The sequence below is a fragment of the Candidatus Enterovibrio altilux genome, from assembly GCF_002381345.1.
Lineage (GTDB): Bacteria > Pseudomonadota > Gammaproteobacteria > Enterobacterales > Vibrionaceae > Enterovibrio > Enterovibrio altilux.
Genome location: NZ_CP020661.1, coordinates 43,996 through 57,328 on the forward strand (window position 1 = coordinate 43,996; position 13,333 = coordinate 57,328).

At 36.6% G+C, this 13,333-nt stretch carries 11 protein-coding genes and 4 pseudogenes; 11 read left to right on the forward strand and 4 right to left on the reverse strand.

The window, feature by feature from the left end; genetic code table 11:
- The gene (locus tag BTN50_RS06955; protein WP_096619589.1) at positions 1–1,209 is read right to left on the reverse strand and encodes a ParA family protein; all 1,209 of its coding nucleotides are present in this window, start codon (positions 1,207–1,209) and stop codon (positions 1–3) included.
- 457 nt (positions 1,210–1,666) lie between these two features.
- Between BTN50_RS06955 and BTN50_RS12425 the strand changes: the two genes are divergently transcribed.
- The 4 genes and pseudogenes from BTN50_RS12425 to BTN50_RS11415 all read left to right on the forward strand — a co-directional run.
- Positions 1,667–1,741, forward strand: a complete 75-nt coding sequence (locus BTN50_RS12425) for a hypothetical protein (RefSeq protein WP_394336786.1) — start codon at positions 1,667–1,669, stop codon at positions 1,739–1,741.
- Between the two features lie 387 nt (positions 1,742–2,128).
- Positions 2,129–2,293, forward strand: coding sequence for a hypothetical protein (locus BTN50_RS12430; RefSeq protein ID WP_394336784.1), 165 nt, complete (start codon positions 2,129–2,131; stop codon positions 2,291–2,293).
- A gap of 520 nt (positions 2,294–2,813) precedes the next feature.
- Complete coding sequence (locus BTN50_RS11410) at positions 2,814–3,086, forward strand: hypothetical protein (RefSeq protein WP_223823290.1); 273 nt, start codon at positions 2,814–2,816, stop codon at positions 3,084–3,086.
- Positions 3,087–3,230: 144 nt separating this feature from the next.
- A pseudogene (locus BTN50_RS11415) lies at positions 3,231–3,598 on the forward strand (IS5/IS1182 family transposase); the annotation flags it as partial.
- A 332-nt stretch (positions 3,599–3,930) separates the two neighbouring features.
- On the opposite strand, the gene BTN50_RS06970 reads toward BTN50_RS11415, so the two are convergent.
- Complete coding sequence (locus BTN50_RS06970) at positions 3,931–5,289, reverse strand: hypothetical protein (RefSeq protein WP_096619590.1); 1,359 nt, start codon at positions 5,287–5,289, stop codon at positions 3,931–3,933.
- 529 nt (positions 5,290–5,818) lie between these two features.
- Between BTN50_RS06970 and BTN50_RS12435 the strand changes: the two genes are divergently transcribed.
- The 4 genes and pseudogenes from BTN50_RS12435 to aroE all read left to right on the forward strand — a co-directional run bounded on the left by BTN50_RS12435 (position 5,819) and on the right by aroE (position 8,038).
- Positions 5,819–5,977, forward strand: coding sequence for an IS1 family transposase (locus BTN50_RS12435; RefSeq protein ID WP_096619591.1), 159 nt, complete (start codon positions 5,819–5,821; stop codon positions 5,975–5,977).
- Between the two features lie 373 nt (positions 5,978–6,350).
- Positions 6,351–6,888: pseudogene (locus BTN50_RS11420) on the forward strand (transposase); the annotation flags it as partial.
- A gap of 95 nt (positions 6,889–6,983) precedes the next feature.
- Positions 6,984–7,115 (forward strand): annotated as a pseudogene (locus tag BTN50_RS12440) (coproporphyrinogen III oxidase); the annotation flags it as partial.
- A 101-nt stretch (positions 7,116–7,216) separates the two neighbouring features.
- Entirely contained in the window at positions 7,217–8,038 is an 822-nt protein-coding gene (gene aroE, locus BTN50_RS06985; RefSeq protein ID WP_096619592.1) for a shikimate dehydrogenase, read from the forward strand.
- A 35-nt stretch (positions 8,039–8,073) separates the two neighbouring features.
- Here the strand turns inward: aroE and BTN50_RS06990 are convergent, their stop codons facing one another.
- Positions 8,074–9,000 (reverse strand): DUF368 domain-containing protein, encoded by a 927-nt coding sequence (locus BTN50_RS06990; RefSeq protein WP_096619593.1) that lies wholly within the window; start codon positions 8,998–9,000, stop codon positions 8,074–8,076.
- A 239-nt stretch (positions 9,001–9,239) separates the two neighbouring features.
- On the opposite strand from BTN50_RS06990, the pseudogene BTN50_RS11430 reads away from it, so the two are divergent.
- Positions 9,240–9,501, forward strand: a pseudogene (locus tag BTN50_RS11430) (transposase); the annotation flags it as partial.
- 1,561 nt (positions 9,502–11,062) lie between these two features.
- Positions 11,063–11,425 (forward strand): hypothetical protein, encoded by a 363-nt coding sequence (locus BTN50_RS07000; RefSeq protein ID WP_096619595.1) that lies wholly within the window; start codon positions 11,063–11,065, stop codon positions 11,423–11,425.
- 397 nt (positions 11,426–11,822) lie between these two features.
- Here BTN50_RS07000 and BTN50_RS07005 read toward each other — a convergent pair whose 3' ends face one another.
- On the reverse strand, positions 11,823–12,956 hold the full coding sequence (locus BTN50_RS07005; RefSeq protein WP_096619640.1) for an acyl-CoA desaturase: 1,134 nt from the start codon (positions 12,954–12,956) through the stop codon (positions 11,823–11,825).
- A gap of 157 nt (positions 12,957–13,113) precedes the next feature.
- Between BTN50_RS07005 and BTN50_RS10220 the strand changes: the two genes are divergently transcribed.
- Entirely contained in the window at positions 13,114–13,254 is a 141-nt protein-coding gene (locus BTN50_RS10220; protein WP_161492986.1) for a hypothetical protein, read from the forward strand.
- The last annotated feature ends 79 nt before the right edge of the window (positions 13,255–13,333 follow it).

A 13,333-nucleotide genomic window follows, 5' to 3' on the forward strand; every position in this document is an offset into this window, starting at 1 on the left:
TCACTCCTGATTACGGTGCGCCCAATGGTTGTGAAGAGTGCGTTCAAGCTCCAGTCCCACACGATGAACCGCTTCTTGCGCGGTGGATAAAGTTTTTTTACCACCTTCAAAATTCTTAGCAGTCAAGTCAAACACTGTGCTGTAGGTATCGGCACAGGTTTCAAACGCTCGACTACGTGGGATTGTTGCCATCATAACCTGATCACTCAAGAGGTAATGCATTTCTGTCAGCACCGAAACTTGCTTTTTATTGTCATCTTCAAACATTGTCGGTAAAAGACGCACAAATTCTAAACCAGGCCAACCTTCTGGGAACATTTGATAAACCGTTGGCAAATGTTGAAAGAAGTTAACAGTTGAGGCCCAATCTAAACGTTTTGCTGCACATGGAATGATTAATACATTTGATGCATACATAGCATTCCAAACGAGCGGGTCAATGTGTGGACCAGTATCAATCATTACAATATCAAACTCATCAGCGATCACATTAATCACATTCTCTTTCAGCAACTGAACAACATTCAATGACCCATTGGTTGCAAGATTCTGCCAAGCTTCAGCATTGAACATCGCATCTTCTGGAAAAGCAGCTATTGTTTTTAAGTTTGGATACTGTGTTGGCAACAGTACATTTTTTATCATGAACTCTTTACTAGGGTCCTGTGGTGTATTCTTAAGCATTACGTCAACAGCAGAATAGATACCCTCTTGCTCAGTAACACTAATTTGAGGATTTAAGAAAAGACGCAAAGAACCTTGAGGATCAAGATCAATTAAACAAATACGGTATCGTTTTTCAAGGTTCAGCGCTAAACATGCAGCGACATGAACCGCACTCATTGATTTTCCCGTGCCACCCTTCTGGTTTTGGATGTTAATCACCCACGGCTTATGCCCTGCACCTTTACCCTCATAAAATGCAGGTATTTTTGCCGCTCCCATAATTTGGTGCGCTTCTTCTAAGTTAATGGAATAATGGTTTGCATTATTTTTCGTGAATTTATGGCCCGTTTTTTCCACACGGCTGATAGCTTCGTCTAATTTACGGCGAGTTAATCCAGAACGTATTTCCATCAGTGCTTTTGACATAGGCGGAAACAATTGATCATGACGTTCTTCCATCACGATTTCAATGCGATCAGCCTGCATCTGCTTAGTTTGCGCTGCAATAGATTGCAGGTTTTTTATTGTTTTTCCCCTATTCATATTTCTTATCACTATAGAAGATAATTAACATTTATTGTACAGTATTTTTAATAAAATATCACAAAAAGCTGAACGTATTCATTCACAATGAGGATCTTGCTCACTGGATGGGAGATCCTAGTAATTCATTTATTATATTCTTTCTAATTCCATACCTCTTCATTTTTCCAAATTTAAAGTTTTACGACATAACTTCTTTACAATGTAAACTAGGCCTTTGCCAACATTGCAATCACTACACCGAAAAAGTGCTAACCATTGGTTAAATAACGAATAATATATATTAAATGGCTTTGTTTCCTAAACCAGAGAACTACATTATCAATCACACTCTAAATAACTAAGTTCATTAATATTATGGATTCATGAAGAAGTCATTCAGTTCTGAAATGAAACTAAGCGGGGTAATCATAGGAAACTTCATTTATTTAGCAACGTAGTCATTACGACAGCTCTCATGGTTAAACGAGTATTCTCAATGCCATTGAGAGGTCTGCAAGAATTCATGAGTTATGTTTTCAAATTTTCCTGACCACCATTGTAATACCCTCATGATGTATGCATTAGCAAACGAACCAAAACGGTTAACGTCACGTTCAGGACGAAGAATAAAGAAAGCATACAGCACTTACCCATTGATTCTACGGGCTAAAAGTCTACGGTAAAAATAGCACGGACAGTAAAAAAAAGCATGGCACTAATGGGAAACTGGAGCCTAACGTAAGTTACATTTAGCGGCAGATATAAATACGCATGAAATCATTGCTACTGAGTTAAATGCATCAAATGTGCCTAACGATGAAATGCTATCTAACTTATACAAATAAATCCATGGAAAAATCAATGATATATAAGTCCGTGATGCGTACGAACCAGACAATGTTACGAAATCGCTCGTATTAAACAAGCGGTTCCACTCATGCCACCAACAAAACGTAACTTTTGGAAACAAGGTATGGTTATCATAGACGCTCCCTATCAGAGACGGCAAGGTTTTGAGTTAAAAAAACTACTCAAAGGAACACTGATCCTAAGGGATTACCATATTCAGATTAATGAAACTTACGTAATGACAAACGCATGAAATAAGCTGACAGGGTTAAGTCTGCCTAAAATAAAAATAATTTCTAAGAATTGATCATATTGAAATTTTTTATCTAAACTCTAATTAAGAAATAAAGCCGTATTAACACCGATATTTAACGTCAACAGTAACGATAATTATCATCATGAAAAAAAGACATTTTACCTGCATCACAATCTATTGAATACATACCTCACCTTGACTAATTTTCCTTTCTATACTTAACTTTAAATTAAAGTTCAAAAATAAAAAATATGCATGATGAAGAAGAGATACTTCACTATATTTGAAAAAATTAATGCTACTCTTCCATTTAGTTTTATAAAAATGCATTATACGTCTATCTAATTAAGCATGCAAACAATCAAAAACTACCCAGAACGAGTAGGTCATTATAAGTTGACTGATGAATGGCCTGTACAGCTGCTATCAATTTTTCAAAGCTACATTGAAGACGAGAATTTAGTTTTCTGGAAAAACGGCATAATGATTTGGTGCTCGGTGTGGAGAATTAATTCTGATGAAACACAAAAAAACGCACCAATGGATGGTGGAAGCACAAGCTGCAGAAGCCTTTGATGTTTTTAGCACAGATAAAAATGAATTAATTTTTTACCATTATCGCTTATTTGAAGAAACCAACAACTACAACTTTGCCTCTTTGTATTGTTTTGTATTTTCACACACAAGTTACATTCAGTTAGGTATTTATCTCGACGAAGAAACCAGTTTCACGGAAGCACAAAAAATTTGTGACAACATCTATTTCACACGTATTCAATATCTTCACTGAACAAAATGTGCTTACGTCCTACTCTTAAATGCGTTGATAGTCCGTCAATGCAGTAGTATTAACATGTTCAACATAGCCTAAGGCTACTATCTCCTGTCCTCCTTATCTTTTTCTTATAAGGTCATCCTTAAACATAACCGTTGAAAAATTAATGAAATACCAGCCTATGGTGCTTACAACACCACCAGACAATACTACGAAACTGTTAGGATTAAACGAGCGGTTCCACTCACACCACCAAGAAAAGGAGCAACTTTTGGGGAGCGAGAGCATCCACGTAATTTAGTGGTCAGTTACCAACATTATACGATTCCAATCAGTATTGAAAAATGAGGTATGGTTATCATAAACGTTTCTTATCAAAGACGGCAAGGTTTCGAGTCAAAAAACTATTGGTAGTGATATTGTGCTTAAGAGATCACAATACTCAGATTAGTGAGACTTACGCCATAATAAAAGCGTTAAACAAACTAACCAGGCTAGGTATGCCTAAAATGAAAGCAATTATTTGATCGTTGATCATGTTGAGGTTTGCTATCTGAACTCACATTAGGAAACAAAGCCTGGCTAAGTAGCTAAATAAACAAGGTTTCAATAATTACTCTGCTTAGTTTGATTCCATAGTTGAATAGTTTCTTCATTAATTCAAAATGTTAGTGAGTCACGATTGATTAAAACTTCATTATACTATTTCCAGTTAATGGTTTTGTAACGCAGCTTCTTTACAGACCTGAATATTGAAATTAACTTAACTGTTTAGAACGTAGATTACTCATTTAGTCTCTTATTTAGAAAACAAAGCCGTGAAACGTTAGTATCTTATTGTACGCTATTAAAATAATCATTAAGTAAATATCTCTTCTACATCAATTACCTTTGAACGATTAACCGTAATTTTCCAGCGTTGAAGTGTTATCGTACCATCTTCAGCTTTTTGCTTAGCAATCAAATTGAACTGGTGTCGTTTATCAATCGATCCTCGCGTTACTTTCCCATCAGTTAAAGCATAAAAACGTTTTTTACCTCGCGCCATTAAACGCGAAAATGGACGAAAATCAATATGCCATACTTCACGTGTCATGTCGTAACCACTAAGAAATTTTGTAGTCGACATTTGTGTGACCATTTTTATCCGCACAACTGATTCTTCACGCTGACGCAGCTTACCCTTTCGCATTTTGCGTATATCTTCTGGTATTTTGTCGAACGCAACATAATCTAACCATGCTAACTGATTACCAATGCGTTGCCCTGACGTTGGGTCTGTGAACAGTGTTCGCCATTTTGGGCGTCCTCGGCGAATCCAACGCCAAAGCACATCACGGAGATCATCTTTAAAAATTTCTCGCATCGCATAAAGTCCAGCCATGGTGAGCACGAAGGACAAAGTAATCTCTCCAAGTAAATCACGCATACGAATGATAGTTACCGTTACAACGATCATCACCAATCCTGCCGCTATACCTTTGGCAATTTTATTCAAATTTTTCCCTAGAACAATGTCATTCTGACGAATAGTAACTGGGTATTCAATTAACCGGCGAGCAAGACGCATTTTGTTCACCATACGAGTTGAATCAACCTGTGCTTTTTCAGAATTATAATTTTGTTGAATACGGTATGTCGCCTCTGATTCACAAAACGCAATCAATTGTTCACGAATAGTTTTAAACGCTGCATCTCGCGGCATGTGCGTAACAAGAGACAAAAAGCGTTGTTCCGTTAGCCAAGAAAGATAATTATCAATGTTATTATAGTATTTAATCAGACTGTCTTTTTTTGGCACATAACGACGTAGACGACGTAAAATTTCAACTGTCATATTTGTAATGTACTCAAGTTGTTCAACGGCTTCTTTTTCCGCCACATTTGTTACAGTGTCAAAAAATTTATGGGTGGTTTTTTCGAGCGACAATGCATACTGATATGCATATAAGCTCAAACTGACCCGATATTTATCAGATGGTAATTTGTCCCTACTTGCTAGACGAGAGTAAACCAAAGGAAGATTATGTTGAGATGTAAAATAGGTGCGTTTGTTGGAAAGAACGGTGTTATAAAATTCATCCTCATCTAACACTTTATTAGAAAAATTTAGTTCTCCAGGAACAAAAAGGTAAAATTCCACATCCTGTCGTTTTACTTCTTCGTTTATCAATGCAATCCTTGCGGTTAATCCCTCATATTTTTCTACAGAGGTCAAAGTGTACTCCAAACATTGGTTGTGTATTTAATAGAATGAACTTAGCGTAATGTGCTATTTTTTATTGAATGGTTATTGTGGCTGCGGTTAATGTTAAATGCCATTGTTATCAACACACCAGTGCTGTTTAAAAGTACGAAATAGCACATAGTTGAAATTGCAATGAACAATGCCGGTTTGCTCTACTCAGCTCGAGTACCACACATTAGTATAAAAGTAATTGCACGTGTTTTAAAAATTTGAACCTAGCTGTATAATCATGCTCCCTCTTAATGTACAGAAGTAGTAATTATCTGCACAGTGGAAATAAGTAATAGTTTTTCATTAATAGCAAAAAAGACCTTGCTAGTTCTGGTATGCATAGTAACCAAAATGAAAAAATAATTATAACGTATTTAATTGTCGTGAAAAAATATTTATTATATTTTTCAATCGTTTACTAATATTAAAAATTGCATTATGGTAGACAGATTATTTTAATGTATAGGATATCCTTCCCGAGAGTAAACACCTTATTGGTAAACTCTATATGCAACGCATTAAAAGGGAGAGCTTAACCCTCAGCATTCACTTAAACCGGCTAAATAAAAAAACGATTGAATATTTGAGACCAACTAATATACGTAACAAAATCATTAATACATTCTTGAGCATAAATATTACCTTGAAATCACAATCAACTTATTAAATACATAAGCCAAACATTGGTCATGTCAAGATTACATACATATCATCATTCGCCTCTGTTTACTATTTCACGAGACAGCTTCGTATTAAGAAAGCAATTTATATTAAAAATATATATCTCAATCCAGTCCGTAAGTACATTTGAATGATTTGTGACCAATTCTTCATGATCTTGCTGCAATGCCCAGTGACGCAGGTAGAAGACAAAGAATTCAAGGTATCACTCACTGGGTTATCCACAGAAAAAGTGAATAAGTTTATGCGTAAGTTAACTCAGGAACTGTATGCCTTATACGCCAAGTCGATTAACCTTATTGAAATAAACCATTGATGGTTATAGGAAGCATTATATGCCATCCACTAAGGATGAGTAGAAGCGAACTAAAATAGTTAACGTTGCACTCAAGATGCAAACTAAAGAACCATCCAGCACTTGGCCATCGATTCTACGGGGTTCAAAATCTGCGGTGACTACGAATAAAAAAATAAAAAAACATGGCACTGATAGGAATAGCGAGTCTGGCGTAAGCTACATTTAGCGATAGATATAAATACGCATGCAATCATTGCAGCTGAGTTAAGTGCATCAAATGCGGTTGATAGTGAAGTTCTATCTAATTTGCTCAAACAGACCCGCCGAAACATTAATAAATATCAGCCGATGATGCTTACTACGCTAGACAACGCTACGAAACTGTTACATTAAACGAACGGTTCCACTCACCCCACCAAGAAAAGGAGCCACTTTTTGAAAACGAAGTATGGTTACCATAGACGTTCCCTATCAGAGGCATCAATAGTTCGAGTCAAAGAACTACTGGGAGGGACATTGAACTTAAAAAATTACAATGCTTAGATTACGAAACCTATGTCATGACAAAAGCGTTAAATAAGCTGACAAGATTAGGTATGTCTAATAGTGAGCCATGTGGGGATTCGTTATCTGAACCCAAATTAGAGTACAAAGGTGATTATCGTGAAAAAACGAAAGACAAAAAATACAGTGACGTGAGTGTCAATCCCAACTTTATCGACGTGGTCATTATGTTGAGTTTAACTTGGTGTATGATCGTGGTGCGCTGTTTGAATTACGAAATGGGGGGCAAACGGAATTGATTTCTATGTTTATACCGCCATTAACTATATAAAAATACGTTTTTTAGCCGGCAATCAGTTCAATGAAAGCTGAACTTATAAAAAGTCATTTAACGCCATAGAAGAAGAGAGGTTCATTACATAAATGGATAAGTATGTCATTATCGGCAACCCTATATCACAAAGTAAGTCTCCTTTGATACACACCTTATTTGCACATCAAACTGGGCAAGCCATGACGTATGAGGTGCTACAAGCACCGGTTGAGAATTTTAACAAAGCAATTACGGCCTTCTTTGCCAACGGCGGTCGAGGGTGCAATGTTACTGTACCCTTTAAAGAAGATGCTTACGGCATGGCGACAATGCTTACAGAGCGGGCTCGTCTTGCTGGCGCAGTTAATACGCTCAAGAACCTTGATGAAAGAGGTATTCTCGGTGATAACACTGATGGCGAAGGACTCGTTCAAGATTTGCTAAACCATCATGTTCAGTTGAAAGACGCTAAGGTGCTGCTACTTGGTGCTGGAGGCGCAGCTCGCGGTGTTATTCTTCCTTTACTTATGCACATTCCAGAAACATTGGTTATTGCTAATCGTACCGTTAGTAAAGCTAAATCTTTAGTATCGTTGTTTTCTGGATGCGGGAGAGTATCTGCAGCAACATTTCATTCACTGCATAACGCTGAGTTTGATATCATAATTAACTCAACGTCAGCAAGCCTGTTTGGTGAATACCCAAACATACCTGCTTCTGCTATCAGTAACAACAGCATTGTATATGACATGGTCTATGGTCCAGGCGTTACTAGCAGTAATCAATGGGCGTTGGCACAAGGTGCTTCTCGCGTTATTGATGGATTGGGAATGTTAATTAGTCAAGCGGCGGAAAGTTTTACTGTCTGGCGTAGTATTAGACCTATAACAGGCCAAGTATTAAGAGAGCTTCATCATAATATTTCAGAGTAAGTGTGGTTTTGTTTTCTACATAAGGGAACTAAAGCTTATCGGCTAGCCAGTTTTTTGGATGCAATTTCTAAACCGAGCACTAATCCAAAACCTATAATCATCATTAAAATAGCAATAACTAATTGTGAAGAATGACCAGTGATGGTTTCAAACGCACTTGGTGACAATACTTTTTCAACAAATGATATTGAATCTCCTGAGGAATTTACATGGGAACTAATTGCTGCTTTCCAAGGCCAGACTTTTACTAGCGCGCCAATGAGTAGGCCAGTAAGAAAGGTGAGCGTAGAGCTTCGAACATTATTTAATAGCCATAATAATCCGTGAGAAAAAGACAGGATACCGACTAAACAACCTAGTGCAAATAAGGTAAGAATTGGAATATTCAGCGATTTCACTGCGTCGAGTACGGGTGCATACATGCCTAATAGCAGCAAAACAGAACTCCCAGAAATACCAGGGAGAATCATAGCACAAATAGCAATAGAGCCAGAAATAAAAACGGTTAGCATATTGAATTCAAGTGTGATTGGACTGATGGTGGTAATACCGTAGGCGCAAAAAAATCCGGCTATAGTGAAAGCAATATTCTTAACTGACCAGTGGTCTACTTGCCTGAGCATGTGAAGTGCAGAAGCAACGATTAAGCCAAAGAAAAAGGACCAGATGATGATTGGGTGTTCTGTGAGAGCATAAGAGACCGCTTTTGCTAAAGTGAAGATAGCAGTAAGAATACCCATCAGCAGTGAAGTAAGGAATATTCCATGAACGTGTTTCCAGACTGCCACGAAGCCTTCTTGGCGCCATTTTAAAAATAGCGACGGGTTAACGCGGCTAATGTTTTTTAACAGAGGTTCGTAAATACCCGTTATAAAGGCGATGGTACCGCCTGACACGCCAGGAATAACATCCGCCGCTCCCATTGCTATTCCTTTAATAAAGGTTAAAATATTTTGGTTCATGAACAGTACACTTCTACGGTTGGAAAAAAATTTACACCATATTATACCGACCTGAATATAAAGAACTATGAATAGCTGCTATTCAATTAAAAGCTTTGTAATGTGAGTTCAGGTAAGAAGTCCCAACATAATAAACCATTAAACGATTATCTTCGTGTTAGACATATCTAGCCCTGTCTAACATTTTCGATTGACGAAAAGCCATTCAGCTATGGAATTAAACTAAGCGAGATAGTCACGGAAGATCTCGTGTATTTAACTACTTAGCCATTACACCGACTCTCATGGCTGAACGAGTATTTTTAATGTCATTGAGAGGTTTGCAAGGATTCACTAATTCTGTTTTGAAATTTACTCAGCAGCCATTGCCATACCTTCACTATATCATGCATTAGCAAGCGCACAAAAACAGTGAACGCCGCGTTCAAGACGAAAATTGCAGGAATCATCCAGCACTTAGCCATTAATGCTACAAAACTCAAAGTCTACGGTGAAGGCAAATGACAGGTATGGTGCAATATACTAACAGCTAACAACCGTCGAACTGTATTTGATTGCTCTATTTGTCCTTAATGCTCACCTGTAAACCGTGACCACCCGAAACACTAAAGCCACTAAATGTACACTTAATTTTTTTGAAAATCAGTGCATATTAAACTCGGTATAAGTTTAATATTAGTGAAAGGCTTACCTATACGGAAGTAACTTAGTTTTTCTATGGTTAGAAGACTAAAGCTACAATAGTTCGAAGGTACACCAAAAACCCACCTCTCGGTGGATTTCTGCTTTTTAATTATTCCAATTGAACAATACCAATATTTGCTGAATAGCCAATACATATTTCATTTACTTATTTCATACTTTTTCAAGTTATCAATCAGTTTAAGAGTAAATAATTTAAAATTCATTTCATCGCGCATGTTGCGACTGCAAAACAAGCACTTTTCAAAACAGAATAAAGGTTCTGTTTTGTAGTCACGTTCATACTTTACTTACACTACTGGCAGTTCAACAATTGAAACTTTAAAGACTTATGTCAAGAATCAAGTAATACCAGATTAATTCCTCTTCGTGTTTTACGCCTTATATCCTCGTCCTCATCAGTAAGAGTTTATGTCAAACCGCTAATTCAGGAAACCAAAAAGAATTTATCTGCAACAGACTTACATTACGCGACCCATTACAATTGTCGTTTGCGACCAACGGATTCAAACTACTTTATTGTTTCATTATTGAGTAGAGTAGCCACGAAGCAATTGTATACAGGCGTATGGACGAAAACAAAATATTTTTTTAAATTTTTTATATTGTCTAGATTAAAACTTGAATCAAGGATTCAGTAGATTCTTGCTTCCAATCGCAAAAACGATGTAGTAGCTATTTTAATTCGGAACAAAAATAATTTCTAAACTTTTTTCAGCGTATTCTGTGCTCAACTGGTTCGGTCAAGTTAACTATACGTTGATAGAGTGGAGTAATGATTATTGGTAGCCAGTTTTAGTCTAGCATGATTTTTATTGGATGTCTCATAGGCATGTCCCCTTTAAGTACCTATCATGAACAATCATTCCATCAAATTTCATTTGTATGGATAAGGAGAATAATTTTATGGCTTGGTGCAGATCTTTTTTATTCTGGCATTTGTCATGTTGCATCTTTACGATATGACAATGCAGAATCAGTTAACAGATCGTCAATAAGTTTGGTTAAGCTGATTTATAAATTTAGCAAAAAATTAGTCCGTTATATTTTGTGCAGTAACTTCAGGCTGGCTGCTAAGATTTATGTACAATACTTTATCTATTTGGTCTGCCATGCTTCGGCGTTTAAAACAATAAACAAACAAAAGCAATACCGACAGATATAAGAGAAGAAGTTCGCAGGTTCAAAATAAAAAATTTTTTATTCCAAAAACATTATAAAAAACTATGCACTTGTTGGGTTAAATGAAAATGAGAAGCCAATCCATGGTACGAAGCAATATGCAGGTCATAGGCCTAACGCAATATGGTAACGGTGTAATCATGAGTGCAATAATGGATCAAGCAATTCGTAGAAAAAATTGCTTGTTTTAATAGATCCAAAAAAAAATAAATTTGCACTACATATCATGTATCAGGCTTATATCAAATCTAAGCGTAAATTTTACTATGTAATGCTTTATAACGAAGAAATAGGAAAATGGACACCTTGTGTAGGCGGTTACGAGCGAAATTATCTTACTCGTATCGAAGCTGCGTTTAAACATGAATTTACTAAAAATCCAAGAACGGACTATTACAAATTTCAAGAACATAAAGAACTTGAAAAAACTTTCAAAAAAACTAAAAATATTATGGAAGAAATTAAGGCTAATAGGATTCACGCTGAACTAGCACGCTGGTCCAATGTAGAAAGTCTTTACTCCAAAAAGCAGTGGGTTTAGCTTTGAAAAAGCACTTAAAGAAGGAGCAGTTGTATATACATAAGGAAGCCTAGACGATTCTGTAGTTAAAACCGTCACCAAAATATTTATTACAGAACTAATCTAGGAGGCAAGACGACATAGCGAAGAAAGAACTTCTCATCTTACAGCAGTAACAGATGAAATTAGTTTTTGGACATCTAAAACATTTGCTCAGGCTGTAGCTACTGCTGTTGGGCCTAAAATAAATTTTATTTTGGCATATCAGTCACAAAGCGATTTACTGAAGATTGATGATCAAACAGTTAATCCAAAGTATGCATATTAATGTGACTCTGTCCACGGTTTAAGCACTTAAAATGATCATCATTAAGCGTAAACTGCCTTTTAATCGTTGTTCCTTACCTATCGTTAACTATTATGCATAGCTGGCCGTAAGGTTATGCCAATTACGCTTTTGCTGGTGGAATTCTGACTTCAGGATTTGTAGTTGTTGAAGAAGAATAGCTCTGTCATATTTTTTAAGTAAATTTTGTTTTTTTAAATTGATTAAACGTTTCTTTGCTTCGTAGTAATCACTCATACGAGTCACCAAAGCTTGGTATTCCTGTTCCAACAGTTGTATACGGTGTGTTGTATTGGGATTAGCGCGTAAATGCGTTTGAATACTTTTCAACAACATTGTTGCTCGCACTTTTTCAATACGATTTTCTGGTGTAACGCGCAATTTTTTAGTAAGCCCCAGCCAACTACCTAATCTAATTAGCCACTTTGTTGGATCGAACTGCCACCAATAAATACCATTACGATAGTCATTTTCGAATATGTGGTGAAAATTATGGTAACCTTCACCAAAAGTCAAAAATGCAAGGAAGCCGTTATCACGTGCAGAATTACTCTTGGTGTAAGGACGTGTGCCCCAAATATGTGCTAGCGAGTTAATGAAGAAAGTAGTGTGGTGATTCAATACTAAGCGAGCAAAACCAATCAAAATGATTGCACCCCACAAATCTCCATGGACAAGGCTGAAGACAATAGGAACACCGATATTCATCAGCAATACAAGAGGCAGATAATATTTATGCTGCCACATTACAATTTTATCTTTTTGAAGATCTCGGCAGTTATTGTAGTCAGAGTGACAGTGTTTTTGATATTCACGCAACATCCAACCAATGTGTGAGAACCAGAAACCACGTCCAGCTGAGTAAGGATCGAGGGCATTGTTATCTACATGACGGTGATGAGCACGATGGTCTGCAGACCAGTGCAGTACACTATTTTGCAGTGCATAAGCACCACCAAGCACTAAAATAAATTTGAGAACAGGGTGAGCTTCATAGGTCTTATGAGACCAGAGTCTATGGTAACCAGCAGTAATAGATAATCCACTAAAGGTGAATCCAAACACTAGCATGCCAATTTGTGCCCAGTCGAATCCATGATACCAAGCCCAGGTAGGTGTTCCGATAACTGCGACAGCAAATGTAATGACAAATACCGAAGCATTTAGCCAAATAATTGGTGGTTTTTCTTTTTGATTTAATTTCATTTTAAATATTAAAAATTTAGTGCACACATGTACGCTACAATAGTACTCATCAATAATGTGGTCAAGACAATTGTTAATAATTTGTTTCAATTTAATAACTTTATTAAAAAAATAAAGCCGGTTAATATAATGTAAACGTTCTCTAGCAGAGAGAGTAATGGTTCGAGTCAGAAAACTACGAGGAGGCATATTGAACCTAATGAACCACACAACTCAGATTAGTGAAGCCAACACCATGATAAAGACGTTAAATAAGTTGATAAGATTAAGTAGACCTAATACGAAAGAGATTGTCTAATCGTGAATAATGTGGGGAACTTACTTTTGCTATCTGTACTAAAATTAAGAAAGAAAGCCTACGATACCAGATGATGTTA

What these genes read in the sequence shown, in the direction of transcription:
- BTN50_RS06955 (WP_096619589.1), bottom strand. Translation starts at nt 1,209, where the DNA reads ATGAATAGGGGAAAAACAATAAAAAACCTGCAATCTATTGCAGCGCAA.
- BTN50_RS12430 (WP_394336784.1), top strand. Translation starts at nt 2,129, where the DNA reads ATGCCACCAACAAAACGTAACTTTTGGAAACAAGGTATGGTTATCATA.
- BTN50_RS11410 (WP_223823290.1), top strand. Translation starts at nt 2,814, where the DNA reads ATGAAACACAAAAAAACGCACCAATGGATGGTGGAAGCACAAGCTGCA.
- BTN50_RS12435 (WP_096619591.1), top strand. Translation starts at nt 5,819, where the DNA reads ATGCAACGCATTAAAAGGGAGAGCTTAACCCTCAGCATTCACTTAAAC.
- aroE (WP_096619592.1), top strand. Translation starts at nt 7,217, where the DNA reads ATGGATAAGTATGTCATTATCGGCAACCCTATATCACAAAGTAAGTCT.
- BTN50_RS06990 (WP_096619593.1), bottom strand. Translation starts at nt 9,000, where the DNA reads ATGAACCAAAATATTTTAACCTTTATTAAAGGAATAGCAATGGGAGCG.
- BTN50_RS07005 (WP_096619640.1), bottom strand. Translation starts at nt 12,956, where the DNA reads ATGAAATTAAATCAAAAAGAAAAACCACCAATTATTTGGCTAAATGCT.
- BTN50_RS10220 (WP_161492986.1), top strand. Translation starts at nt 13,114, where the DNA reads ATGGTTCGAGTCAGAAAACTACGAGGAGGCATATTGAACCTAATGAAC.